This is a genomic window from Rhodococcus sp. KBS0724 (assembly GCF_005938745.2).
GTDB lineage: Bacteria > Actinomycetota > Actinomycetes > Mycobacteriales > Mycobacteriaceae > Rhodococcus_F.
Genome location: NZ_VCBX02000001.1, coordinates 3642577 through 3667500, shown reverse-complemented (window position 1 = coordinate 3667500; position 24924 = coordinate 3642577). Strand labels below are relative to the sequence as shown.

At 62.2% G+C, this 24924-nt stretch carries 19 protein-coding genes, 1 tRNA gene and 2 rRNA genes (1 of these 22 only partly in view); 21 read left to right on the top strand and 1 reads right to left on the bottom strand.

Annotated features, from left to right (window positions below; all coding sequences use genetic code 11):
• The 20 genes from FFI94_RS16905 to FFI94_RS16810 form a co-directional block, all read left to right on the top strand.
• Positions 1-2059 (top strand): 23S ribosomal RNA (locus FFI94_RS16905); it begins 1075 nt to the left of the window's first position.
• A 155-nt stretch (positions 2060-2214) separates the two neighbouring features.
• Positions 2215-2331, top strand: a 5S ribosomal RNA gene (gene rrf, locus FFI94_RS16900).
• A gap of 61 nt (positions 2332-2392) precedes the next feature.
• Positions 2393-3298, top strand: coding sequence for a hypothetical protein (locus FFI94_RS16895; protein ID WP_138873233.1), 906 nt, complete (start codon positions 2393-2395; stop codon positions 3296-3298).
• Positions 3295-4278: an HAD-IIA family hydrolase gene (locus FFI94_RS16890; protein WP_138868859.1), complete on the top strand. Its 984-nt coding sequence runs from the start codon at positions 3295-3297 to the stop codon at positions 4276-4278. Before FFI94_RS16895 ends, FFI94_RS16890 begins: the two co-directional genes overlap by 4 nt.
• 75 nt (positions 4279-4353) lie before the next feature.
• Complete coding sequence (locus FFI94_RS16885; protein ID WP_138868858.1) at positions 4354-4596, top strand: hypothetical protein; 243 nt, start codon at positions 4354-4356, stop codon at positions 4594-4596.
• 1 nt (position 4597) lies between these two features.
• Positions 4598-5428 carry a TlyA family RNA methyltransferase gene (locus FFI94_RS16880; RefSeq protein WP_138868857.1) on the top strand — a complete coding sequence of 277 codons (831 nt, stop codon included), beginning with the start codon at positions 4598-4600 and terminating at the stop codon, positions 5426-5428.
• The gene (locus tag FFI94_RS16875) at positions 5425-6372 is read left to right on the top strand and encodes an NAD kinase (protein WP_138868856.1); all 948 of its coding nucleotides are present in this window, start codon (positions 5425-5427) and stop codon (positions 6370-6372) included. Before FFI94_RS16880 ends, FFI94_RS16875 begins: the two co-directional genes overlap by 4 nt.
• Positions 6373-6375: 3 nt before the next feature.
• Positions 6376-8151, top strand: a complete 1776-nt coding sequence (recN, locus tag FFI94_RS16870; protein WP_138868855.1) for a DNA repair protein RecN — start codon at positions 6376-6378, stop codon at positions 8149-8151.
• Positions 8152-8239: 88 nt separating this feature from the next.
• Positions 8240-9424, top strand: a complete 1185-nt coding sequence (gene steA / locus FFI94_RS16865; RefSeq protein WP_138868854.1) for a putative cytokinetic ring protein SteA — start codon at positions 8240-8242, stop codon at positions 9422-9424.
• Positions 9421-10368, top strand: a complete 948-nt coding sequence (locus FFI94_RS16860) for a copper transporter (RefSeq protein ID WP_138868853.1) — start codon at positions 9421-9423, stop codon at positions 10366-10368. Before steA ends, FFI94_RS16860 begins: the two co-directional genes overlap by 4 nt.
• Positions 10369-10511: 143 nt before the next feature.
• Positions 10512-12272, top strand: a complete 1761-nt coding sequence (locus FFI94_RS16855; RefSeq protein ID WP_138868852.1) for a CTP synthase — start codon at positions 10512-10514, stop codon at positions 12270-12272.
• A gap of 6 nt (positions 12273-12278) precedes the next feature.
• Positions 12279-12911 (top strand): NUDIX hydrolase, encoded by a 633-nt coding sequence (locus tag FFI94_RS16850; protein WP_138868851.1) that lies wholly within the window; start codon positions 12279-12281, stop codon positions 12909-12911.
• A gap of 1 nt (position 12912) precedes the next feature.
• Positions 12913-13836 carry a site-specific tyrosine recombinase XerD gene (gene xerD, locus FFI94_RS16845; protein ID WP_138868850.1) on the top strand — a complete coding sequence of 308 codons (924 nt, stop codon included), beginning with the start codon at positions 12913-12915 and terminating at the stop codon, positions 13834-13836.
• A gap of 172 nt (positions 13837-14008) precedes the next feature.
• Positions 14009-14992 (top strand): ParA family protein, encoded by a 984-nt coding sequence (locus FFI94_RS16840; protein ID WP_138868849.1) that lies wholly within the window; start codon positions 14009-14011, stop codon positions 14990-14992.
• Positions 14992-15807, top strand: coding sequence for a ScpA family protein (locus FFI94_RS16835; protein ID WP_138868848.1), 816 nt, complete (start codon positions 14992-14994; stop codon positions 15805-15807). Before FFI94_RS16840 ends, FFI94_RS16835 begins: the two co-directional genes overlap by 1 nt.
• Positions 15804-16511, top strand: a complete 708-nt coding sequence (gene scpB, locus FFI94_RS16830) for an SMC-Scp complex subunit ScpB (protein ID WP_138868847.1) — start codon at positions 15804-15806, stop codon at positions 16509-16511. Before FFI94_RS16835 ends, scpB begins: the two co-directional genes overlap by 4 nt.
• 80 nt (positions 16512-16591) lie before the next feature.
• Positions 16592-18190 (top strand): pseudouridine synthase, encoded by a 1599-nt coding sequence (locus FFI94_RS16825; RefSeq protein ID WP_138868846.1) that lies wholly within the window; start codon positions 16592-16594, stop codon positions 18188-18190.
• Between the two features lie 11 nt (positions 18191-18201).
• Positions 18202-18882: a (d)CMP kinase gene (gene cmk / locus FFI94_RS16820; RefSeq protein WP_185993420.1), complete on the top strand. Its 681-nt coding sequence runs from the start codon at positions 18202-18204 to the stop codon at positions 18880-18882.
• Positions 18879-20306, top strand: coding sequence for a ribosome biogenesis GTPase Der (der, locus tag FFI94_RS16815; RefSeq protein ID WP_138868844.1), 1428 nt, complete (start codon positions 18879-18881; stop codon positions 20304-20306). The genes cmk and der overlap by 4 nt, the downstream gene beginning before the upstream one ends.
• Positions 20307-20407: 101 nt before the next feature.
• A tRNA-Pro gene (locus tag FFI94_RS16810) sits at positions 20408-20481 on the top strand.
• 158 nt (positions 20482-20639) lie between these two features.
• On the opposite strand, the gene FFI94_RS16805 is transcribed toward FFI94_RS16810, so the two are convergent.
• Positions 20640-21461 (bottom strand): class II glutamine amidotransferase, encoded by an 822-nt coding sequence (locus tag FFI94_RS16805; protein WP_138868843.1) that lies wholly within the window; start codon positions 21459-21461, stop codon positions 20640-20642.
• A 146-nt stretch (positions 21462-21607) separates the two neighbouring features.
• Between FFI94_RS16805 and FFI94_RS16800 the strand changes: the two genes are divergently transcribed.
• Positions 21608-24883 carry a protein kinase domain-containing protein gene (locus FFI94_RS16800; RefSeq protein WP_138868842.1) on the top strand — a complete coding sequence of 1092 codons (3276 nt, stop codon included), beginning with the start codon at positions 21608-21610 and terminating at the stop codon, positions 24881-24883.
• Positions 24884-24924 lie beyond the last annotated feature (41 nt).

Here is a 24924-nt window from a genome sequence, read left to right as displayed (position 1 = left end):
GAGGGAAACAGCCCAGATCGCCAGCTAAGGTCCCTAAGCGTGTACTAAGTGGAAAAGGATGTGGGGTCGCGAAGACAACCAGGAGGTTGGCTTAGAAGCAGCCACCCTTGAAAGAGTGCGTAATAGCTCACTGGTCAAGTGATCCTGCGCCGACAATGTAGCGGGGCTCAAGTACACCACCGAAGCTGCGGCATTCACGCAATAGCCCCCAGTTGATCCAAGGATTTTCTGGCAGGTGTGTGGATGGGTAGGGGAGCGTCGTGTGGCCATGGAAGCGGCAGGGTGACCTAGCCGTGGAGGCCACACGAGTGAGAATGCAGGCATGAGTAGCGAAAGACGAGTGAGAAACTCGTCCGCCGAATGACCAAGGGTTCCTGGGCCAGGTTAATCCGCCCAGGGTGAGTCGGGACCTAAGACGAGGCCGACAGGCGTAGCCGATGGACAACGGGTTGATATTCCCGTACCCGTGTGAACGCGCCCATGGTGAATCAGTGATACTAACCGTCCTGAAGCCACGAGAAGACCTTCGGGTCTCGAGTTGGTGGATGCACGGGACCTGATCTGGTAGTAGCCAAGCGATGGGGTGACGCAGGAAGGTAGCTGGGCCGGTCAGTGGTAATACCGGTGTAAGCGTGTAGGGCGTGACCTAGGCAAATCCGGGTCGCATATAAGCCTGAGACGTGATGCGTAGCCGATTGAGGCGAATTCAGTGATCCTATGCTGCCGAGAAAAGCCTCTAGCGAGCTTTCACACGGCCCGTACCCCAAACCGACACAGGTGGTCAGGTAGAGAATACTAAGGCGATCGAGATAACTATGGTTAAGGAACTCGGCAAAATGCCCCCGTAACTTCGGGAGAAGGGGGGCCCTGTCTGGTGACGACATTTACTGTCTGAGCTGGGTGGGGCCGCAGAGACCAGTGAGAAGCGACTGTTTACTAAAAACACAGGTCCGTGCGAAGTCGTAAGACGATGTATACGGACTGACGCCTGCCCGGTGCTGGAAGGTTAAGAGGACCGGTTAGTTCTTCGGAGCGAAGCTGAGAATTTAAGCCCCAGTAAACGGCGGTGGTAACTATAACCATCCTAAGGTAGCGAAATTCCTTGTCGGGTAAGTTCCGACCTGCACGAATGGCGTAACGACTTCTCAGCTGTCTCAACCGTAGACTCGGCGAAATTGCATTACGAGTAAAGATGCTCGTTACGCGCGGCAGGACGAAAAGACCCCGGGACCTTCACTACAGCTTGGTATTGGTGTTCGGTTCGGTTTGTGTAGGATAGGTGGGAGACTGTGAAACGGTGACGCCAGTTATCGTGGAGTCGTTGTTGAAATACCACTCTGATCGAATTGGACCTCTAACCTCGGACCATGATCTGGTTCAGGGACAGTGCCTGGTGGGTAGTTTAACTGGGGCGGTTGCCTCCCAAAATGTAACGGAGGCGCCCAAAGGTTCCCTCAGCCTGGTTGGCAATCAGGTGTCGAGTGCAAGTGCACAAGGGAGCTTGACTGTGAGACTGACAGGTCGAGCAGGGACGAAAGTCGGGACTAGTGATCCGGCACCGGCAAGTGGAAGCGGTGTCGCTCAACGGATAAAAGGTACCCCGGGGATAACAGGCTGATCTTCCCCAAGAGTCCATATCGACGGGATGGTTTGGCACCTCGATGTCGGCTCGTCGCATCCTGGGGCTGGAGTAGGTCCCAAGGGTTGGGCTGTTCGCCCATTAAAGCGGCACGCGAGCTGGGTTTAGAACGTCGTGAGACAGTTCGGTCTCTATCCGCCGCGCGCGTAAGAAACTTGAGGAAGGCTGTCCCTAGTACGAGAGGACCGGGACGGACGAACCTCTGGTGTGCCAGTTGTTCCGCCAGGAGCACCGCTGGTTAGCTACGTTCGGAAGGGATAACCGCTGAAAGCATCTAAGCGGGAAGCCTGTTCCAAGATGAGGTTTCTCACCCCCTCGAGGGGGTAAGGCCCCCGGCAGACCACCGGGTTGATAGGCCAGAACTGGAAGTACAGTAATGTATGCAGGTGACTGGTACTAATAGGCCGAGGACTTACCACAAAGAAGCTACGCGTCCACTGTGCGGTATCTGAAACAACACACAGATACCTTGAGAAAACCTTGTTTTTTCCATCCCCCAACACCATTCATTGGTGTTGACGGGTGGTGAAACCACGGTGATCGACAGGAAAGTTACTGTGACAGTTTCATAGAGTTACGGCGGTCATAGCGAAGGGGAAACGCCCGGTCCCATTCCGAACCCGGAAGCTAAGCCCTTCAGCGCCGATGGTACTGCACTCGACAGGGTGTGGGAGAGTAGGACACCGCCGAACACCCGTTAACCGAAAGGGGACCCAACATACTGGGTCCCCTTTCGTGCGTTGTATGAAAGGAATGACTGTGTCGGAGAATGGCGACGAGCGTCGGTCCTTCCGTGGGGGAGGAGCGCCTCGTTCAGGTGGCCCCCGTCGTGACAACGACGGGCGTGGTCCCCGAAGCAGCGGTGGCGGCGATCGCCGCGGCGGCGGCGGAGGAGACAGAAGTGGCGGATCGCGTCGTGGCGGCGAGGGTGGATTTGCCCCTCGTGGACGCGACGGTGACCGCAATCAGCGTCAGGCAGCACGCCCTGACGAACCCGATCTACCCGACAACGTAGAACCGACAGAACTTGATCCAGCTGTTCGTCGTGATCTGCTGAGCTTGGACAAGGACAACGCCAACACAGTTGCGCGTCACCTCGTCATGGCCGGCAAGTTGGTCGACGACGATCCGGAGCTTGCACTGCTCCATGCCCGTGCTGCCCGTCAGCGCGCCGGCCGTATCGCGGTTGTTCGTGAAGCCGCCGGTATCACCGCGTATCACGCAGGTGAGTGGGCTGAAGCATTGTCGGAGCTGCGCGCAGCTCGTCGCATGGCCGGCGGTCCTGGACTCATTGCTGTGATGGCTGACTGCGAACGCGGATTGGGTCGTCCCGAGCGGGCGATCGAACTCGGTCGTAGTGACGAAGCGAAACTGCTGTCGGGTGATGAAGCGTCGGAGCTTCGCATGGTCGTGGCAGGCGCACGGATGGATCTCGGCCAGTTCGATCAGGCGGTTGTCACCTTGCAGACTGCCGATTTGGATGCAAAACGCACCGGTGCGTCCGCCGCCAGACTGTTCTACGCCTACGCCGACGCGCTTGTTGCGGCCGGTCGTGTCGAAGACGGTCTGAAGTGGTTCCTCAATGCTGCAGCAGCAGACCTCGAGGGTGACACGGATGCAGAAGAGCGGGTGGCGGAGCTGTCCGGAGAAGATCTGTGACGGTTCTTCGTAGCCGATACGACGTACTTCTGCTCGATCTCGACGGGACGCTTTACGCCGGCGCCCACGCGATTCCTGGTACCCAGAGTGCTCTGGGCCAGGGATCGCAAGAGCTCTACTACGTCACCAACAATGCGAGCCGGTCGCCGTCGGATGTGTCTGCGCATCTGACGGAACTCGGGTTCGATTCCGTCGACGACAGGGTTGTGACAAGTTCACAGACTGCTGCCCGTTTGCTTGCCGAGCGGGTAGCTCCCGGGTCTGCGGTCCTTGTGGTCGGAACGGAAGCACTTGCCGACGAAGTCACGCGGGTCGGACTGCGTCCGGTTCGAGAGTTCTCGGAATCGCCGGTTGCCGTCGTACAGGGGCATTCGACCTCTACTGATTGGTCGATCCTTGCCGAGGCGTGCCTCGCAATTCGCGCAGGCGCACTGTGGGTGGCGGCCAATCTCGACACCACGTTGCCCTCCGAGCGTGGTTTGGTGCTCGGAAACGGCTCGATGGTGGCTGCGTTGCGCGCCGCTACCCGGGTAGAACCGTTGGTGGCCGGTAAGCCTGCAGCCCCGCTGATGAATGATGCATTGCTCCGTAGCGGTTGCACCAAGCCTCTTGTCGTCGGCGATCGGCTTGATACGGATATCGAAGGCGCACATGCTGTTTCGGTCGATTCTTTGCTCGTTCTGACCGGTGTCAGCACGCCCGCTGATGTTCTGCGGGCTCCGGCCGAGCAGCATCCCACCTACATTGCTGCCACGCTGGATTCGTTGAACCAGCCTGCCGCCTTGTCGCGGGTCGGCACAGACTCGAAGTGGACTATTTCCGTTTCTGGGTCGGCATTGGTTGTAGACGGTCCGATGGTGGGCGACGAGACGTCGCTCTTGCGCGCACTCGCTCCGGTGGCATGGGCGCATCCGTCGTTCGAAACCGTCGAGGCATCGGATGCCGATGTGCAACGCGTCGTAGATTCGTGGCAGGTGTAAATTCTCGCAAGAGTGTTCGACTCGCGGGGTGGGGATGTGTGCGCATCCAAAGGTCATGCACTAGCGTTGTGCGCGATGAGCACCCCGATATCGAACAACAAAAACACGAGCCCTGGCACCGGCGTGCCGGGGCCGTTGCGAGGTGTTGACCCGGATCGTGTTCGCTCCGACGTCGACGCTTTGCTCGTGAGTCTCGGGCAACTCGATCAGGATCCGAACGATCAGCACGGAGCAGGCGTGATTCCACACAAGGCGCAATTACTGGAACAAGCACACGAGGTGCTGGTCCAAGCACTGGCGTCTGTGGACAGGGTCTGACATGGCACGTAGAGCACGGGTGGACGCCGAACTCGTCCGTCGTGGATTGGCACGTTCACGCGATCACGCACAAGAGTTGATCTCGGCCGGCCGGGTCCTCATCTCGGGAGCCGTTGCCACCAAACCGGCTACGGCTATCGAAGCAGGTACACCGCTGCGCGTGGTCGAGGTCGAGCAAGAGGTCTCCTGGGCCTCCCGTGGCGCACACAAACTGATCGGCGCACTTGATGCTTTCGGCGAATCGGGGCTGAGCATCGAGGGTCGTCGTTGTCTTGACGCCGGCGCGTCAACCGGTGGATTCACCGATGTCCTGTTGACCCGCGGCGCCAAGGAAGTAGTAGCCGTCGACGTCGGATACGGCCAGTTGGTGTGGCGATTGCAGTCCGACGAGCGGGTTCACGTCATCGATCGCACCAATGTCCGCGCCATCGACGCCGAGACCATCGGCGGGACCGTCGACATGGTTGTTGCTGACCTCTCGTTCATCTCCCTCAAACTTGTGCTCCCGGCATTTGTCGCCTGCACCGCAGACGGCGCCGACCTGGTCCCGATGGTGAAGCCGCAGTTCGAGGTCGGCAAGGATCGCGTCGGCGCGGGTGGGGTTGTTCGTGATCCGGAGCTTCGGATCTCAGCTGTCCTCGAAGTGTCCGAAGCAGCAGCAAAGGTGGGACTGCGTACCGTCGGTGTTGTGGCGAGCCCGTTGCCAGGCCCGTCCGGAAACGTCGAGTACTTCTTGTGGCTTCGCAAGGAAATCGCACCGCAGGAGCAGGCTGACGATGCGCCGTCGGTCGAGGATCTGATCCGTATAGCTGTAGAGGAAGGTCCGCAGTGAATCCAACCGCCGGGGGTGAGTCACGCGAGATTCTTCTGGTGGCGCACCCGGGTCGCCGCGATATCACCGAAACCGCCAGACGCGTCGGAAAGATATTCGAGAGCGCCGGCATCGGTTTGCGGGTACTGGTCGATGAAGCCGACAGTTCCCGTATCGAGGCAATGACAGCGCCCGAGGGATTCTCGGCTCCGGATCTGGATGTGACAGTTGTTCATCCGGGCCCCGAAGCGGCTGTCGGCTGCGAGATGGTTCTGGTTCTCGGCGGCGACGGAACATTTCTCCGAGCGGCGGAATTGGCTCAGGAAGCATCGATTCCGGTTCTCGGAATCAACCTCGGACGCATCGGGTTCTTGGCGGAGACCGAGGCCGAGCATCTGGAAGAGGCGCTCGCGCAGGTAGTCCGCAAGGAGTACCGCGTCGAACAACGCATGACGTTGGACGTCGTGATCAGGGTTGACGACGAGATCATCGACCGAGGCTGGGCTCTCAACGAGGCGAGCATCGAGAATCGTTCTCGTCTGGGCGTTCTTGAAGTTGTTCTCGAAGTTGACGGACGGCCGGTGTCGGCGTTCGGCTGCGACGGTGTCCTGGTGTCCACTCCGACGGGATCGACGGCCTATGCGTTTTCTGCCGGTGGTCCGGTGGTGTGGCCGGAACTCGAAGCGCTGCTTGTGGTTCCGAGCAACGCCCATGCACTGTTCGCGCGTCCACTCGTCACCAGTCCGGAATCTCTGATCGCGGTGGAGACCGTCGCCGGCAGTCATGACGGGTTGGTGTTCTGCGACGGACGCCGCACGCTGGAACTGCCTGCAGGCGGACGCGTCGAAGTTGTTCGGGGTGCGACGCCGGTCAAGTGGGTACGACTGGACTCGGCGCCGTTTGCCGATCGGATGGTTCGAAAGTTCGAATTGCCGGTGACCGGGTGGCGGGGAAGGAAGCCTTAAAACGTGCTCGCAGAGATCCGAATCGACAGCCTGGGTGTGATCTCCGAGGCGTCAGCGCAATTTCACGAGGGATTGACCGTCCTCACCGGTGAGACCGGTGCCGGCAAGACGATGGTTGTCACCAGCCTGCACCTGCTCAGTGGTGCGCGGGCAGATGCCGGTCGGGTGCGTCTGGGCGCATCCCGCGCCGTGGTCGAGGGCAGGTTCGTCACGGATCTGTCGCCGACGTCGGAACGAGAGATCGCGCGGATCCTCGAGTCGTCCGGCGCCGAACGTGACGAGGACGGCAGCATCATCGCGGTCCGGACGGTGGGCAGCGACGGACGATCGCGCGCGCATCTGGGTGGTCGCAGCGTCCCGGCCGGTGTGCTCTCGGAGTTCACCGATCCCTTGTTGACGGTGCACGGACAGAATGATCAGCTCCGTCTGCTCCGTCCCGACCAGCAGCGCAATGCTCTGGACCGGTTCGGCGACAAGACAATCGGAACGCTCCTGACGCGCTACCGCAAGCATCGTCGCGAGTGGCTCGATGCCCGTTCGGAACTGATCGAACGCACGTCGAAGGCCCGCGAGTTGGCGCAGGAAGCAGATCAGCTGACCTTTGCGCTCAACGAAATCGACGGTGTTGCACCGGAACCGGGTGAGGACGCCACGATTGTTGCCGAGGTTCGGCGCCTCAGTGATTTGGATTCGCTGCGCTCGGCAGCGGAGGAAGCGCACGCGGCGCTTGCCGGTAGTGACGACATGGCCAGTGCAGATGTCGGAGTGTCGCCGGCGCTGGATCTGATGTCGGAGGCCAGGGCGCGAATCGAGTCCGTCGTCGATGCCGATCTGGACGGGTTGGGTGCCAGGCTGGCCGATGCCATCGCCGTTGTCACCGATGTGGCTGGCGATCTCAATTCCTATCTTGCCGGTTTGCCGTCCGATCCGGGTGCGCTGAACACTTTGCTGTCGCGCCAATCCGAACTCAAGACGCTCACGCGCAAGTACGCCGCTGACGTCGACGGAGTTCTGGAATGGGCGGACACCGCTCGAACTCGTCTGTCCAAGCTCGACGTATCGTCTGATGCTCTCGGATTGTTGAGTAAGCAGGTCGAGGAAACCGCTGCACTGACGGCAGAGGCGGCCACCAAGCTCAGCGCAGCGCGGGTCAAGGCAGCGGCAAAACTGTCGAAAGCCGTCAGCGCGGAACTCGCCGGACTGGCAATGGGCCGGGCTGGTTTGGACGTGAGTGTGCGTCAGCAGATCGCCAGCCCGCAGGATTCGGCTCCACTGAGTGTCGGGGGAGTGGAAGTGCATGCCGGTTCCGGCGGCGTGGACGAGGTGGAGTTCCGGTTGTCGGCGCACAGCGGCGCTCCGTCGTTGCCGATCAGTAAAAGCGCGTCCGGCGGTGAACTCTCCCGAGTGATGCTCGCGCTGGAAGTTGTTCTTGCTGGTAGCGACACCGGCGCGACAATGGTGTTCGACGAGGTGGACGCCGGAGTTGGTGGCCGCGCCGCAGTCGAGATCGGACGCCGGTTGGCGAAACTCGCTCGTACACATCAGGTGATCGTGGTGACGCACCTTCCGCAGGTGGCTGCATTCGCTGATACGCACCTCGTGGTCGACAAGGTAGACGACAAGGGTGGCGTCGTCAGCAGTGGAGTTCGGACTCTCTCCGACAGCGATCGAGTCGTGGAACTGGCCCGGATGTTGGCCGGTTTGGACGATACTGAAACGGGTCGCGCACACGCCGAGGAACTGCTGGAAATTGCCAATGCGGCACGCGTCACAGATTGAACATTTCGTGGTGCAGTTGTGGTTGATGTGGTAGTTGGTTCGGCGCGCCTCCACCGATAGCGGCAGGTTCGGGTTCATCATCGAAGCCATGAAGATGCCCGCATTGCTCTCCCGTAACACCACGTCGTTGCCAGGGATCAGCGGCATCGCCAGGGTCGATCGGAATACGGCCAAGCTTTTACGCCGTGTCGGTCCCGGGGATATCGTCGTCCTGGACGAACTCGACATCGACCGGCGGACAGCCGACGCTCTGGTGAAAGCCGGAGTGCTCGCGGTTGTCAACGCGTCGCCGTCCATCTCCGGTAGATACCCGAACCTCGGCCCGGAGGTGATTGTCGCCAACGGGATCGTCCTGATCGACGCGCCGGACGGCGAGGTCTTCAAGTCCGTCAAGGACGGCAGCAAGATTCGCCTGCACGAAGGCGAGATCTTCAACGGAACGAAGAGCCTCGTCAAGGGTGAGGAACAGTCGGAGGCCGAGATCTCCGATCGGATGATCGAGGCAAAAACCGGACTGGTGGATCACCTCGAAGCGTTCTCCGGCAACACAATCGAGTTCATCCGAACCGAAAGTCCGCTCCTCATCGACGGCATCGGCGTGCCCGACATCGACATCAATCTCAAGGATCGCCATGTCGTGGTGGTGTCCGACGGACCCGATCACGAAGCAGATCTGAAGAACCTGAAGCCGTTCATCAAGGAGTACTCGCCGATCATGATCGGTGTCGGCGCGGGTGCCGACGTGCTGAGCAAAGCCGGCTACCGCCCCGACCTCATCGTGGGCGACCCGGAGGAAATCACCAGTGCCACTCTGAAGTCCGGCGCCGAGGTGGTTCTGCCCGCAGACCAGGACGGTCATGCTGCCGGCCTGTCGCGCATCCAGGATCTCGGAATCGGTGCCATGACGTTCCCGGCAACGGGTTCCCCGACCGATCTGGCTCTACTGCTCGCGGACCATCATGGTGCGTCGCTGATCGTCACAGTCGGTAACGTCGTCTCGCTCGACGAATTCTTCGATCGTGCTCGCCGCGAAAGCAACCCGTCGGCGTTCATGACCAGGCTCAAGGTCGGTCCGAAACTTGTCGACGCCAAAGCCGTCGCAACGCTGTATCGCAGTCGGGTATCCGGGGGAGCTATTGCTCTGCTGGTGCTCGCCGCACTGGTCGCGGTAATCGTCGCGCTGGTCGTATCCAATGCCGGTAGTGAAGTTCTCGACTGGGCAATCGCAACATGGAACAGCTTTGCGCTGTGGGTTCAGGGGCTCTTCAAGTGATTTCTATGCGTCAACACGCAATTTCGATTGCGGCTATTTTCTTGGCACTCGCCATTGGCGTTGTTCTCGGATCCGGAATGTTGTCGAGTGGGCTTCTCTCCGGTCTACGCGACGACAAGGCTGATCTGCAGAACGAGATCGAAAATCTCAACGAACAGACAAATCATCTCGAAGAGCAACTCAACTCCGCTGACGGTTTCGACTCGGCAGTGGGCGGACGCGTCGTGCGTGATTCCCTCGCTGGTCGCACGGTTGTGTTGGTGACAGCACCCGACGCTGATCCGAGCGACCTGGATGGTGTCACGCGACTGATCGCAGCATCGGGCGGCGCCGTGACGGGTCGCGTGTCCCTGACGGATTCGTTTGTCGACGCCAGCGGTGGTGACCGTCTGCGGACGGTAGTGAACAACGTGATCCCCGCGGGCATCACGCTCAAGACGGGAGCGGTCGATCAGGGCAGCCTTGCGGGTGACCTGCTCGGATCAGTGCTTCTGCTCAACGGATCGACCAGCGAACCGCAGAGCACGTCGGACGAGTTGAATCTTGCTCTCGACACGTTGCGTAGTGCAGGTTTTGTCACGTACGACGGCGTCGTCAAGCCGGCTCAGCTTGCAGTAGTGCTCACGGGCGACAACGCGTCGGACGACGGAGCTTCGGGCAACCGCGGCGCGGTGATCGCTCGCTTTGCGGGTGCGCTGGACGGACGCGGCGCAGGGACGGTTCTGGCGGGTCGACCCGGCTCGGCCGATGGCAATGGTCCGATTGCAGTTGTACGGGCTGATGCGGCGCTCTCAGCGGGTCTGACGACCATCGACAACGTCGATCGGGAGGCAGGCAAGATCACGACCCCGCTTGCTCTGCAAGAGCAGTTGAACGGCGGAGCGGGGCGGTACGGAACCGGCCCGGGAGCCGCGGCGATCACCGTCGGTGCACCCGCGAGTTGATACCCCGGTCACATCGTGGGGCGAAACTCGGCGCGTAGTAGGCGTCGGGGCCCCATTGGTGTTACCGTGAAATCCCGTGGGTCGGCAGGCCCCAGCATTGCTTCACCAGACCAAGCCCTGCACAGTCGTCACGGGAGCCCCTTTTGCCACAGTCACGCAACACCACGCGTACCGCCACCAAGCACATCTTCGTCAGCGGAGGTGTTGCTTCTTCGCTCGGTAAAGGTTTGACCGCCTCCAGTTTGGGACAGTTGCTTACCGCACGGGGCATGCGCGTGACCATGCAGAAACTCGATCCCTATCTGAACGTGGATCCGGGCACCATGAATCCGTTCCAGCACGGTGAAGTTTTTGTCACCGAAGACGGCGCGGAGACCGACCTCGACGTCGGGCACTACGAACGTTTCCTCGATCGCGATCTGTCGGGTCAGGCCAATGTCACCACCGGCCAGGTCTATTCGACGGTTATCGCCAAGGAGCGTCGCGGCGAATACCTGGGCGACACCGTTCAGGTCATCCCGCACATCACGGACGAAATCAAGCGTCGCATCCTCGAGATGAGCGGCCCGGATCTGCAGGGCGTGCGTCCCGACGTCGTCATCACCGAAATCGGTGGAACCGTCGGCGACATCGAATCGCAGCCATTCCTCGAGGCTGCCCGCCAGGTCCGCCACGAAATCGGCCGCGACAACGTCTTCTTCCTCCACGTTTCCCTCGTGCCGTTCCTCGGCCCGTCCGGAGAACTCAAGACCAAGCCGACGCAGCACTCGGTCGCGTCGTTGCGCAGCATCGGCATTCAGCCGGACGCACTGATTCTCCGTTGCGATCGTGACGTCCCGATGGGCCTGAAGAACAAGATCGCCCTGATGTGCGACGTCGACGTCGACGCCTGCATCTCCACTCCCGACGCTCCGTCGATCTACGACATTCCGAAGGTTCTGCACCGCGAGGGCCTCGACGCGTACGTCGTGCGCCAGTTGGGCCTGCCGTTCCGTGACGTCGACTGGACTGTGTGGGGCGATCTGCTCGATCGGGTTCACCAGCCGCGCGAAACCGTCCGAGTTGCGTTGGTCGGCAAGTACGTCGACCTGCCGGACGCCTATCTTTCGGTAACCGAGGCACTGCGCGCCGGTGGCTTTGCCAACCGTTCCAAGGTCGAGATCTCGTGGGTTGCTTCCGACGAGTGCGAGACCGAAGCGGGTGCCCAGGCGGCACTCGGCGACGTCGACGCCATTCTGATTCCCGGCGGCTTCGGCATCCGCGGTATCGAAGGCAAGCTCGGCGCAATCCGGTACTCCCGCGCACGCAAGCTCCCGCTGCTCGGTATCTGCCTGGGTCTGCAGTGTGTTGTCATCGAAGCAGCACGCAGCGTCGGTCTGACGGATGCCAACTCGGCTGAATTCGAACCCGACACCAAGTTCCCCGTCATCTCCACGATGGCCGACCAGGAAGACGTGATCGCCGGCGAGGCCGACCTCGGTGGCACGATGCGTCTGGGTGCGTACCCGGCAGTGCTGACCAAGGGTTCGGTTGCGGCGCAGGCCTACGGAACCGAAAATGTTTCGGAGCGTCACCGTCACCGCTTCGAGGTCAACAACACCTACCGCGATCGTATTGCCAAGTCCGGCTTGAAGTTCAGCGGTACGTCTCCCGACGGTCATCTCGTCGAGTTCGTCGAGTACCCGCGTGAGCAGCACCCGTTCTTTGTCGCCACGCAGGCGCACCCGGAGCTCAAGAGCCGCCCGACGCGTCCGCACCCGCTGTTCTCGGCGTTCATCGATGCGGCTCTGAAGTACAAGCTCGAAGAGCGTCTGCCCGTCGATGTTCACGCGGAAGAGACCATCAACACGGCAGCAACCGAGACTGAACTCGATGCCGTCACCGAATCGTCGGAAAAGGTCTAAAAGCATATGAGCGACCCCGGTCGGCACGAATTCGACACCCTTGACTCCACCACGATCTACACCGGCGCGATCATCGCGTTGCGTAAGGATTCTGTGGTGATGCCAGGGGGTCAGCGGGCCGACCGGGAGGTCGTCGAACATCATGGCGCAGTTGCGGTGGTGGCGATCGATGCCGACGACAATGTTGTTCTGATTCACCAATATCGGCATCCGCTCGGTCACCGGTTGTGGGAGATCCCGGCCGGTCTCCTCGACGCGCCTGGTGAGAGTCCGTTGGACGCGGCCGCGCGTGAGTTGGGCGAAGAAACCGGGCTGGGCGCTGATCGCTGGTCTGTGCTTGTCGACGTTGCACTCTCGCCGGGATTCACCGACGAAGCGGTGCGCGTGTTCCTCGCCGAGGGGTTGCACGACGTGGACCGGGAAGATCCCGAACATGAAGAGGCTGATCTGCAGATTGCCCGGGTGCCGTTGGCTGAGGCCGTCGACATGGCGTTGCGCGGCGATCTGGTGAACGCCACTGCGGTGTCCGGCATCTTGGCGTTGGCGGCAGCACGTTCCGCGGGCACCGCGTTGCGGCCCGCCGACGCACCGTGGCCGGACCGTCCGACGGCTTTCGGAGAACGCAAGTCCAGGGTCTGAAATGCTTGCCCGACAGGTGGATTCGTTTCTCGACCACCTAGCAGTCGAGCGGGGATCGGCGCGCAACACCCTTCTCTCGTACCGGAGAGATCTGTACCGCTACGTCGATTATCTCAATGCCCGCGGCATCGACAACGTCTCGGGTGTAGCTGAAAACGACATCACGGAGTTCGTGACGAATCTGCGGCTGGGGGACAAGGACGCCGGAATCATCGCGTTGGCGCCGAGCTCTGCCGCACGCACCCTGATCGCGGTCCGAGGTTTTCACAAGTTCTCCACCGCCGAAGGGCTCACAACTGTCGACGTGGCCCGGGCGGTCAAACCGCCGACCCCCGGACGCAAACTCCCCAAAGCGCTCCCGCTCGATCAGATCATCGCGCTCCTCGAAGCATCCGGCGGTGGCGCTGCCGGCGACGGTCCACGGGATCTGAGGGATCGCGCACTCCTGGAACTGCTCTACTCCACCGGCGCGCGTATCTCGGAAGCCATCGACCTCGATGTCGACGACATCGACACGCAGTCGCGATCCGTTGTGCTCCAAGGCAAGGGCGGTAAGCAACGCGTGGTGCCTATCGGTCGGCCCGCGATCGAGGCCGTCGACGCGTATCTTGTGCGTGGCCGGCCTGCACTGGCCACCAGGGGATTGCCTGCGCTGTTCCTGAACGCGCGCGGTGGACGGTTGTCGCGGCAAAGTGCCTGGCAGATCCTTCAGGACTCGGCGGCATCGGCAGGAATCACCGCGGACGTTTCGCCCCACACACTGCGACATTCCTTTGCCACGCACCTGCTCGACGGTGGTGCCGACGTTCGTGTTGTGCAGGAACTTCTGGGCCACGCGTCGGTCACGACAACCCAGATCTACACCTTGGTGACCGTCACAGCGCTGCGTGAAGTGTGGGCGCAAGCACACCCTCGGGCGCGGTAGCCGCTTGCGTGTAATGCGTGTTGCGTGAGAAATCGGAGAAATAAGCGGTAGCGTTCAAGACGCGCGAGCGACTCTTGTGAGTATTCGGCCTGTCGGAATTCGGTATTGCCGGGTATTCCACGGGTTGCCGGCGCCGAGAGCAACCGTCGAAAGAACAGGGGAGCATCGGACCGTGTCGACATCGCAGCGAGCAGCGGCGGAGTCAGCGCCGCCGTATGTCACAACCCAGTACCTCGACCCTTCTACGGAACCTGCCCCAGCCGCCGAGTCCGAGGCGATCTTCGACCTACCGACAGTGCCTGACACCGCATCTGCGGAAGAACTGGGACCAACCGGTAGGCCGGTACGAGAAGTTCCGATGCCGACGCCGTTGCCCCACCACGGTCCCGCGATGATCATCGCAATGTGCAACCAGAAGGGTGGCGTCGGGAAGACGACGTCCACCATCAATCTGGGAGCGGCGCTGGCGGAATACGGCCGCCGCGTGTTGTTGGTCGATCTGGACCCGCAGGGCGCGCTGTCCGCAGGACTGGGTGTGCAGCACCACGATCTGGAACTGACCGTTCACAACCTGCTCGTCGAACCACGGGTGTCCATCGACGACGTGCTGATGCGCACCCGGATCGACGGACTGGATCTGCTGCCGAGCAATATCGATCTGTCGGCGGCCGAGATTCAGCTTGTCACCGAAGTGGGACGCGAACAGACATTGGGCCGGGTGCTGCATCCGGTTCTGGATCGATACGACTACGTCCTCATCGATTGCCAGCCGTCGCTGGGTCTGCTGACGGTCAACGCCTTGGCCTGCGCCGATTCCGTGATCATTCCGATGGAATGCGAGTACTTCAGCCTGCGCGGACTGGCGCTGCTCAACGACACCGTCGAGAAAGTCCACGACCGGCTCAATTCCAAACTCGAGCTGGCCGGTATCGTCGTCACGATGTTCGACTCGCGCACACTCCACGCCCGTGAGGTGATGGCGCGCGTCGTCGAGGTGTTCGGCGACGTTGTCTACGACACCGTCATCAACCGCACCGTTCGTTTCCCCGAAACCAGCGTGGCCGGCGAGCCGATTACCACGTGGGCACCCAAATCTGCGGGAGCCGAGGCGTATCGGGCGCTGGCCCGCGAAGTAATCCACCGGTCTGGTCGTTAGTGAAACTGATTCCACCGCAAGAAGATTCATCCCCGGCAGTTGCAGAGTTTCGCGTAACACTTCGAAATTTCGAAGGTCCGTTCGATCTGCTGCTTTCCCTGATCAACCAACGCCAGCTCGACGTCACCGAGATAGCGCTGCACACCGTTACCGACGATTTCATCGCCTACACGAGGCAACTCGGCAGTGCGATGGGGCTCGATCAGACGACGGAGTTTCTTGTTGTCGCTGCGACACTTCTGGACCTGAAAGCCGCCAGGCTCCTGCCGGCGGGAGAGGTCGAAGACGCCGAAGATCTTGCTCTGCTCGAAGCCCGCGACCTACTTTTTGCCAGGCTCCTTCAATATCGTGCCTACAAACAAGTTGCCACGCTGTTCGGTGAACTCGAGGAAGCAGCGCTGCGGCGATACCCACGTTCCGTTGCCGTCGAGGACCAATTCGCCGGTCTCCTCCCGGAAGTGCTGCTCGGAGTGGATTCGCACAAGTTCGCGGAGATCGCGGCAACCGTCTTCGCTCCCCGGCCGGTGCCCACGGTAAGCCTCGATCACCTGCATGTGTCCAATATCTCCATCCCCGAACAGGCAGAGTTCATCCTCGAATTGCTGCGGGCTCGCGGCGCAGGCGAGTGGGTACCGTTTCCGGATCTGATCGAGGACTGCGACGAAGCCGCACCGATTGTCGCGCGCTTCCTGGCGCTGCTCGAGCTGTACCGTCGGCGCACCATTGCCTTTGACCAACCCGAACCGCTCGGGCCACTGCTCGTTACCTGGACCGGCGAGGAATCAACCGCCGTCACCGAGGAGGACTACCGATGATGCTCGATCCGGCCGAGACGGAATCTGCGCAGGTAGAAGACTCTGGTGAGCACGATTCCGCTCCCGGCTTCGAGCTTGACGACACGCAACTCGACGCCATTCTCGAGTCGCTGCTACTCGTCGTCGATTCACCAGCAGAGGTGGCTCAACTTGCCTCGGTGACCGGCACCGACCCGACTCGCGTCGAGCAGCGACTGCAGGTGATGTCCGCTGCGCTCACCGCCCGCGCCAGTGGCATGGACCTGCGATACGCCGGCGACGGATGGCGTTTCTACACACGACAAGAGTTCGCACCCTACGTCGAACGGCTCTTGCTGGACGGCGCACGCACCAAACTGACCCGCGCAGCATTGGAAACTTTGGCGATAGTCGCATACCGTGGACCGTTGACTCGTGCGCGGATCAGTGCAGTACGAGGCGTCAACGTGGACGGGGTGGTACGCACACTCCTCGCCCGCGGACTGATCGCGGAAGCCGGGCCAGACCCGGACACCAACGCGACACGGTACTCCACAACCGAACTGTTCCTCGAACGGCTCGGATTGAGCTCGCTGAGCGATCTCCCGGAGTTGGCACCGCTTTTGCCTGATGTCGACCTCATCGAGGACATCAGCGAAAGCCTCGAATCCGATCCGCGATTTGCGAGAATGAACAAGGCCGACGTGCCCGCCGCCGTGGTGGACACCGAAGTCGACGACGACTGACGGGTAAAATCCCGCCGTCGTCAGCAGAAAGAAAAGACCCGACCACAGTCGGGAAACAGCTGAAAACTGACAGGAAAAAAGTGAACAATCCCGCTCGCCGAGATGGCACACCGGACCGTAACAACTCCCGCGACACCCGCGACACCCGCGGCGCACGCAGCGATGCACCCCGTGGTGGTCGTAGCGACAGCCCCCGTGGTGGACGCAGTGACGCCCCCCGCGGCGCACGCAGCGAAGCGCCCCGTGGTGGACGCAGCAACACTTCCCGCAGTACTTCCGGATACGACCGCAATGCCGGATCCGACCGCCCCCGCACGGACGACCGTCGCGGTGGATTCAATGACGATCGGCGCCCCCCGCGCAATGACGATCGGCGCCCCCCGCGCAGTGACGATCGGCGCCCCCCGCGCAGTGACGATCGGCGCCCCCCGCGCAGTGACGATCGGCGCCCCCCGCGCAGTGACGATCGGCGCCCCCCGCGCAGTGACGACCGTCGTCCCGCACATAGCGATGACCGTCGTGGTGGGTACAACGACGACCGTCGCCCCGCACGCACCGACGACCGCCGTGGTGGTTACAACGATGATCGGCGCGGCCCGCGCAGTGACGACCGCCGTGGCCCCCGCAGCGATGACCGTCGTACACCCCACGTTGATGCCCGTCGCGCACCGCGCGGTGGCGCAGACCGTCGCAGCGACGATCAGCGCGGCGCACGCCCCGAGGCTCCTCGCGGCACTGCGTGGGCAAACGCCCCGCGCGGATCCAAGTTCGACGGACCTCCGCGCAAGCGTCCGGCAGCCCCGACACCGGCGGCAACCAACAAGCGTGGCAAGCCGAAGACGGAGAAGCCGCAGCGCGTCGTCTCCCAGAACCCGTTGGTGTCCAACGCCAAGCCGGCGCGTCATCAGCACGCCGAGGTCACCAAGCACGACGGCCCGCCGAAGGGCGACGGCGTCCGCTTGCAGAAGGTGCTGGCTCAGGCCGGCGTGGCATCACGCCGTGCAGCCGAAGAACTGATCGACCAGGGTCGCGTCGAGGTCGACGGCCGCATCGTGGTCGAGCAGGGTCTGCGCGTTGATCCCGAGAACGCAGTAGTCCGCGTCGACGGCGTTCGTGTTGTCGTACAGAAGGACCTCGTCTACTTGGCTATGAACAAGCCGCGTGGATGGCAGTGCACCATGTCCGACGACCTCGGTCGTCCGTGTGTCGGTGACATCGTCTCCGAGCGCGTTCAGTCCGGTCAGCGGCTCTTCCACGTCGGACGTCTCGACGCCGACACCGAAGGCTTGCTTCTCTTCACCAACGACGGCGATCTGGCTCACCGCCTGATGCACCCGTCGTTCGAGGTTCCGAAGACGTACCTCGCCACGGTTCACGGCGTTGTCGAACGCAGCACCGGCAAGCAGTTGCGTGACGGTGTCACCCTCGACGACGGTCCGGCCAAGGTGGATGCGTTCACCGTGCTCGAGATCAACGAGGGCAAGACGCTCGTCAAGCTCGTTCTGCACGAGGGCCGTAAGCACATCGTGCGTCGCCTCCTCGATGCCGTCGGTCACCCCGTTGTCCGCCTGGTTCGCACCAACGTCGGAGTTGTCGCTCTCGGCGATCAGCGTCCGGGAACGCAGCGCGTCCTCGGTCGTAGCGAGGTCGGTGGACTGTACGAGGCGGTCGGCCTGTGACCGATTCGTCCATGCCGCTGGTAGTCGCGATGGACGGACCGTCCGGAACCGGCAAATCCAGCGTCTCCCGTGCGTTGGCGCAGCGTTTGGGCGCTCGCTACCTCGACACCGGAGCTATCTACCGGATCGCGACCCTGCACGTGCTGCGTCAGGGAATCGATCTGAATGACGCTGCGGCGATCACCGCCGCGGTTGCGGCATTGCCCTGGTCCATCGGTACCGACCCCGCCAGCGAGCAGGTTCAGCTCGACGGCGCGGACGTCAGTGAGGAGATCCGCGGCGACGCGGTCACCAAGGCTGTCTCCGCAGTGTCGGCTGTTCCCGAGGTCCGCGACCTGCTGGTCGCCACTCAGCGTGAGCTGGCGGCAGGCGCAGAGCGGATCGTCGTCGAAGGACGCGATATCGGAACCGTCGTACTCCCTGATGCAGACGTCAAGATCTTCTTGACTGCGTCCGCGGAAACCCGTGCGGCACGGCGCAATACGCAGAACGTCGGCCAAGGCCGCGAAGACAATTACGAAGCGGTGCTGGCTGATGTGCAGCGCCGTGACCATCTCGATTCGACTCGGGCAGTGTCGCCGTTGCGCCCTGCCGAGGATTCCATCCTGGTGGATACGAGCGAATTGGGCATTGAAGATGTGATCGCCAAGCTGCTGTTGGTGGTCAGCGACAGAACTGGAGCAGTGCAGTGAGCGACGATCTGGTAACCGAATTTGCCGGCGACGGAACCTGGTCCGAGGAATCGGAGTGGGATTACGCCGATCTCGAAGCGGACGGCGAAGGCGAAGCGCACATTGCCGTCCCGACCTTGGCTGTTGTCGGTCGACCGAACGTCGGCAAGTCGACGCTCGTCAACCGCATCATCGGCCGTCGTGAAGCGGTAGTCGAGGACATCCCCGGTGTTACCCGTGACCGCGTCTCGTACGAGGCGAACTGGGCCGGACGACGCTTCCTCGTCCAGGACACCGGCGGATGGGAGCCCGACGCAAAGGGCCTTCAGCAGGCCGTTGCGCGTCAGGCCGAGTTGGCCATGGGAACGGCTGACGCCATTCTCCTGGTCGTCGACGCTGTTGTCGGCGCTACCGCGACGGACGAAGCTGTAGCTCGCGTGCTGCGTCGTTCCAAGACTCCGGTCATCCTCGTCGCCAACAAGGTGGACGACGGACGCACCGAGTCCGAGGTCGCAGCACTCTGGTCCTTGGGCCTCGGTCAGCCGTACTCCGTGAGTGCGACGCACGGCCGCGGTACCGGCGACCTGCTCGACGAGGTTCTGGAGAAGCTTCCGGAAACCCCGCGTGAAGGCATCCCCGGCGGCGGTCCGCGTCGAGTTGCTCTCGTCGGAAAGCCGAACGTCGGAAAGTCCAGCTTGCTCAACAAGCTGTCCGGTGACGAGCGGTCCGTCGTGCACAACGTTGCCGGCACCACCGTCGACCCCGTCGACTCGATCGTCGAACTCGGCGGGCGCCCTTGGCGTTTCGTCGACACGGCTGGTCTGCGTAAGCGCGTCAGCCATGCCAGCGGCGCTGAGTTCTACGCGTCGCTGCGTACGAAGAGCGCGATCGAGGCCGCTGAGGTCGCGATCCTGCTGATCGACGCACACGAGCCGATCACCGAGCAGGACCTGCGTGTTCTGAGCATGGTGGCCGACACCGGTCGCGCACTGGTGATCGCATTCAACAAGTGGGACCTCGTGGACGAGGACCGTCGACTCATGCTGGACAAGGAAGTGGACCGCGATCTGGTCCGTGTTCCATGGGCACAGCGGGTCAACATCTCCGCCCACACCGGTCGCGCAGTAGCGAAGCTCGTGCCGGCGCTCGACACGGCTCTGGAGTCCTGGGACAAGCGCATCCCCACGGGTCGCTTGAATACCTGGCTCAAGGAAGTTGTGGCAGCGACGCCGCCGCCGATGCGTGGTGGTCGTCTGCCTCGCATCATGTTCGCGACGCAGGCAAGCACACGTCCGCCGACGTTCGTTCTCTTCACCACAGGCTTCCTCGAGGCCGGCTACCGCCGCTTCATCGAGCGGCGTTTGCGTGAAGAATTCAACTTCGACGGCAGCCCCGTCCGCGTTTCCGTTCGAGTGCGCGAGAAGCGTGACCGCAAGAGCCGCTAGTTTCACCGCCAATTCGGTACCAAAACGGCTCTGACCAGCCGATTGGTACTTCAGCCCGTCTCTGATGTAATCTTTCCAAGCGCCCGAAACAAGGGCGCGGACGGGCTGTGGCGCAGCTTGGTAGCGCACTTGACTGGGGGTCAAGTGGTCGCAGGTTCAAATCCTGTCAGCCCGACCGAAGAACAAAAATGCGGTTCCGGAGAAATCCGGAGCCGCATTTTTTTGTATCACCTACCAACCTCTCGAAACGGTCGGGGCTGAAATCTTCTGCAGCATGAGTGATTGTGTTCGCACGTTCAGCGAACGGCTCACTGCGAGAGTGGTGAAGTCGAGCTAGGCGGGTGGGATTGGCTCGAACTCCCGCATGTCGTCCCGGCCCGCACGAATTACGCCCGCAGCAGATTCCGGCACCTCGTTCCATGCACCCGGAAGATCGCGGAGAGGCTCGGAAACAACGATTCTGGCCTCCTCGCCCAGGTCTTTCAGTTCTTCCACATCTGGATGTAGTTTCCGCAGTGTGGACATCTCGGTGGAATAGAAGAGTGACCTCGATCGGCTTTCGCTCGAATATCGGAAGATCCAGGTGGACGTTCCGTCCGTCGTCGCGACAGTCATTTGTACAGGATTCTCGATTCCCCGTGAGCGCGCTGTGTGCTCGACAAAACCCACCGCCCGCGCGACACCGCCGAACGGATCATCGGTCAATCCGAAGGTGAGTGCGAGGAAGAACAGCGTTTCCGAGTCCGTAGACCCTTGCAGATCGGGGTAGAGCGACGGATCGACGGCGGTTACCAATTCCCGTTTGATCGCTTGGAATCCGTGCAGGGAGCCGTTGTGCATCCACAGCCACTGCTCGTGCCGAAATGGATGACAGTTGCTGCGCTGCACAGCAGTTCCCGTGGATGCACGGACGTGGGCGAAGAACAGCGGTGTGCGCAGTTGGCTGGCGATCTCACGGAGGTTCGAATCGTTCCACGCGGGTTCGATGCTCTTGAACACGGCCGGCACGCTGCCTTCGCCGTACCAGCCGATTCCGAAGCCGTCGCCATTGGTTGTCGTGGCACCGAGATGAGAATGCAGGCTCTGGTCGATCAACGAGTGTTCCGGTCGGAACAACAAGTTCTGCGCGAGTAGTGGTTCGCCTGAATATGCCATCCACCTGCACATCTCTCCATTGAATCAGATTGAGGCAGTGATGACGATCCTCTACGAGAGGTGAGGGCTAAAGTGAAAGTGCACTGGTCGTGCCGTCGGGACCAGTGGCCAGCAACTACGCCCCGACGGAGTGAGTAGACCGTCCGATGGGTGAAGGTGATTCGCTCGGCACTCAGCGCTATCCGCCGTCGCCGGCCGCGGAGCTGGGAGGTGCCGGCTTCGATGATGCAGTGGAGATCGGCCACGGTGGTTTCGGCGTCGTCTACCGCTGTACGCAGGCAGAACTGGATCGCACGGTTGCGGTGAAGGTGCTCACCTTCGATCTCGACGTGGAGAACCGCGCCCGCTTCTTTCGGGAACAGCAGGCGATGGGCCGGTTGACCGGACACCCGAATATCGTCAACATTTTGCAGGTCGGCGCTACCGACAGTGGCCGCCCGTACATCGTGATGCCGTATCACCGGCAGGATTCCCTCGGCGCGCGGATCCGCCGCGACGGTCAACTGTCGTTGAATCAGGCGTTGCGCCTGGGGGTGAAGATGGCGGGAGCGGTGGAGTCGGCCCACCAGCTCGGGATCCTGCACCGGGACATCAAGCCCGCCAACATCTTGCTCACCGATTACGGCGAACCGGAGTTGGCCGATTTCGGAATCGCGCACATCACCGGGGGTTTCGAGACCGCTACCGGGGTCGTTACCGGTTCACCGGCGTACACGGCGCCGGAAGTGTTGGCTGGAGACCCGCCGACTCCAGCGGCCGACATCTATGGACTTGGCGCCGTCCTGTTCAGCGCTCTCACCGGTCATGCCGCGTTCGAACGGCGCAGCGGAGAGCAGGTTGTGGCGCAGTTTCTGCGGATCACCACGCAAGCGATGCCCGATTTGCGTGAGCACGGGATGCCCGACGACGTCTCTGAGGTTATCTCCCGCGCGATGTCGCGGACACCCGGTGCGCGCCAGGTGACCGCCGCAGAGTTCGGCGAGGAACTGCGGAGACTGCAACGGCAGCACGATTTTCCGGTCGACGAGATGCCTCTACGCGCTGAACCAGACACGCAGGGCAACGACCGGCGACCCAGTCCAGAAGGCGGGCCGCGACGTTCAGGTGCCTTTACCCCGAGTACAACGGGGGAGCTGCCTCTGGAACTGACCAGCTTTGTCGGTCGCCGACGCGAGCTGACCGAGGCGAAGAACCTGCTCGCCGGGGGACCGTTGGTGACGTTGACGGGCATCGGAGGTGTCGGTAAGACACGGCTGGCACTGCGACTCGCGGCCGCGGTGCAACGGGAGTACGACGACGGTGTGCGGCTCGTCGAGTTAGGCGAGCTGCGTGACGCGTCGTTGCTGGTCGAGACAGTGGCAGGTGTGCTGGGCCTGCGGGACCAGTCGGCGCGACCGCTACGAGAGATCCTGATCGAGTTCCTCGAACCGCGGGAATTACTGTTGGTTCTCGACAACTGTGAACACCTGGTCGATGCTGTCGCGGAATTAGCCGCGACCCTGATCCGTGTCAGTCCGTCGCTGCGGATTCTGGCCACCAGCCGCGAACCTCTCGATATCGGCGGGGAGGCGGTGTTGCGGGTTCCGCCGTTGGGCGTACCCGATCCGGAGCGGAAACCGTCGCTCCGGTCGTTGCCTAAATACGATGCGGTGTCGTTGTTCTTCGAGCGTGCGGCGATGGCCGTTCCGGGTTTTGTGCCCACCGAGGAGAACATTGAGGCAGTGGCGGGGATCTGCCGCAGTCTCGACGGGTTGCCGTTGCCGATCGAGTTGGCGGCGGCGCGGTTGCGGGCGATGTCGCTCGAGCAGATCCTGGGGCGTCTGACTGATCGATATACGCTGCTGACTCGCGGCAGCCGGGGTGCGCCCTCGCGGCAGCAGACGCTGCGGTTGTGTATCGACTGGAGTTTCGAGTTATGTACTGCGCGTGAGCAACTGGTGTGGGCTCGGTTGGCGGTGTTCGCGGGAAGTTTCGAACTTGATGCTGCGGAGTTGGTGTGCGGCGCGGGACTGGAGTTGGGCGAGCTTCTGGACACATTGACGTCGTTGGTGGACAAGTCGATTCTGATCCGGGAAGAGCATGCGTCGGTAGTTCGGTTCCGGATGCTCGAGACGTTGCGTGAGTATGGGTACGAGAAGCTCGAGCAGGCCGGCGACGTTGTGCAACTGCGCCGCAGACACCGGGACTGGTGCGAGCGGTTGGCGCTCGATTCGGAGGCCGAGTGGATCAGCGTTCGTCAACTCGACTGGATCGCCCGCCTGAAGCGGGAGCAGTCGAACGTGCGGGAGGCACTCGAATTCAGCGTCGTCGACGATCCCGCCACCGGACTACGGACTGCTGTTGCCTTGTCCTTCTTCTGGAGTTCGCAGGGCCTCTACAGCGAATGCCGGCATTGGATCACCCAGTTGCTTGCCAGTCAGAGCGGCCCACCTACCCTCGACTGGGTCAAGGGTCTCTATTTCGCCACTCTGATGGCGAGTGTGCAGGGCGACCTCCCGGCCGGTGCGGGGCTCGTTGACGAGGCGCGGCGTCTCATCGCTCACACAGATGATCCGAAGATGCGCATACTCGTCACGCTCGCCGACGGAATGCATGCTCTTTACAGTGGTGACCCTGCGAGGGCCTCCTCGTTGCTCGAAACCGCCGTCGCCGGATTCAGCGGGCGCGGGGAAACCGCACTCGAGATAGGTGCCTTGTATCCGTTGGGGTTGGCCTATGGACTGCGCGGCTCGACGGACCAGGCGATCGAATGCCACGAGCGTGCGATTTCGATCACGGAAGCGCGCGGAGAGACGATGGCTCGGTCGTATTCACTGTGGGCTCTGGGAATTGAAGTGTGGCGGCAGGGCGATAGCGATCGTGCGATGCGGCTGCTCCATCAGTCGCTGAAACTGTCGCGGCAAACGCGCAGCCCTCGCGTTGCCACAGCGTGCGTCGAGACGATGGCGTGGATCGAGTGTGGGCGGCGCGACGGGGTGAGGGCCGCTGTGTTGATGGGAGCGGCGGAGGGGTTGGCACGCTCGATGGGCAGCACCGCGATAATTCACTCCAATTTACTTCTCTACCAACAGGAATGCGATCGGAAGGCGCGTCAGATGCTCGGCGAAAAAGCATTCGCGGCAGCCTTCCGAAAAGGTCGAGGTTTCGGGTTCGACGCGGCAATTTCCTACGCACTCCACGAACATCCTTCTGATGACTCCGGATCCGACACTGCTGCCGCCTCGACGCGACTGACCAAGAGGGAACGTCAAGTCGCCGACCTCATCGCGCAAGGCCTGACCAACCAGGCCATCGCCGACCGCCTGGTTATCTCACCTCGCACCGCTCAAGGGCATGTGGAGCACATCCTGACCAAATTGGGGTTCACCTCGCGGGCGCAGGTTGCGGCCTGGGTCGTGGAGCGAAACCGCGACCCGCACTGACTCGCTTATCCTTCTCGAGGCCGGTCAGGAATATCGGGCGG

Coding starts and splice junctions, on each gene's coding strand:
- FFI94_RS16805 (WP_138868843.1), bottom strand. CDS start 21,461: ATGGCATATTCAGGCGAACCACTACTCGCGCAGAACTTGTTGTTCCGA.
- FFI94_RS16885 (WP_138868858.1), top strand. CDS start 4,354: ATGAGCACCCCGATATCGAACAACAAAAACACGAGCCCTGGCACCGGC.
- FFI94_RS16800 (WP_138868842.1), top strand. CDS start 21,608: ATGGGTGAAGGTGATTCGCTCGGCACTCAGCGCTATCCGCCGTCGCCG.
- FFI94_RS16880 (WP_138868857.1), top strand. CDS start 4,598: ATGGCACGTAGAGCACGGGTGGACGCCGAACTCGTCCGTCGTGGATTG.
- cmk (WP_185993420.1), top strand. CDS start 18,202: ATGCCGCTGGTAGTCGCGATGGACGGACCGTCCGGAACCGGCAAATCC.
- FFI94_RS16850 (WP_138868851.1), top strand. CDS start 12,279: ATGAGCGACCCCGGTCGGCACGAATTCGACACCCTTGACTCCACCACG.
- scpB (WP_138868847.1), top strand. CDS start 15,804: ATGATGCTCGATCCGGCCGAGACGGAATCTGCGCAGGTAGAAGACTCT.
- xerD (WP_138868850.1), top strand. CDS start 12,913: ATGCTTGCCCGACAGGTGGATTCGTTTCTCGACCACCTAGCAGTCGAG.
- FFI94_RS16895 (WP_138873233.1), top strand. CDS start 2,393: ATGACTGTGTCGGAGAATGGCGACGAGCGTCGGTCCTTCCGTGGGGGA.
- steA (WP_138868854.1), top strand. CDS start 8,240: ATGAAGATGCCCGCATTGCTCTCCCGTAACACCACGTCGTTGCCAGGG.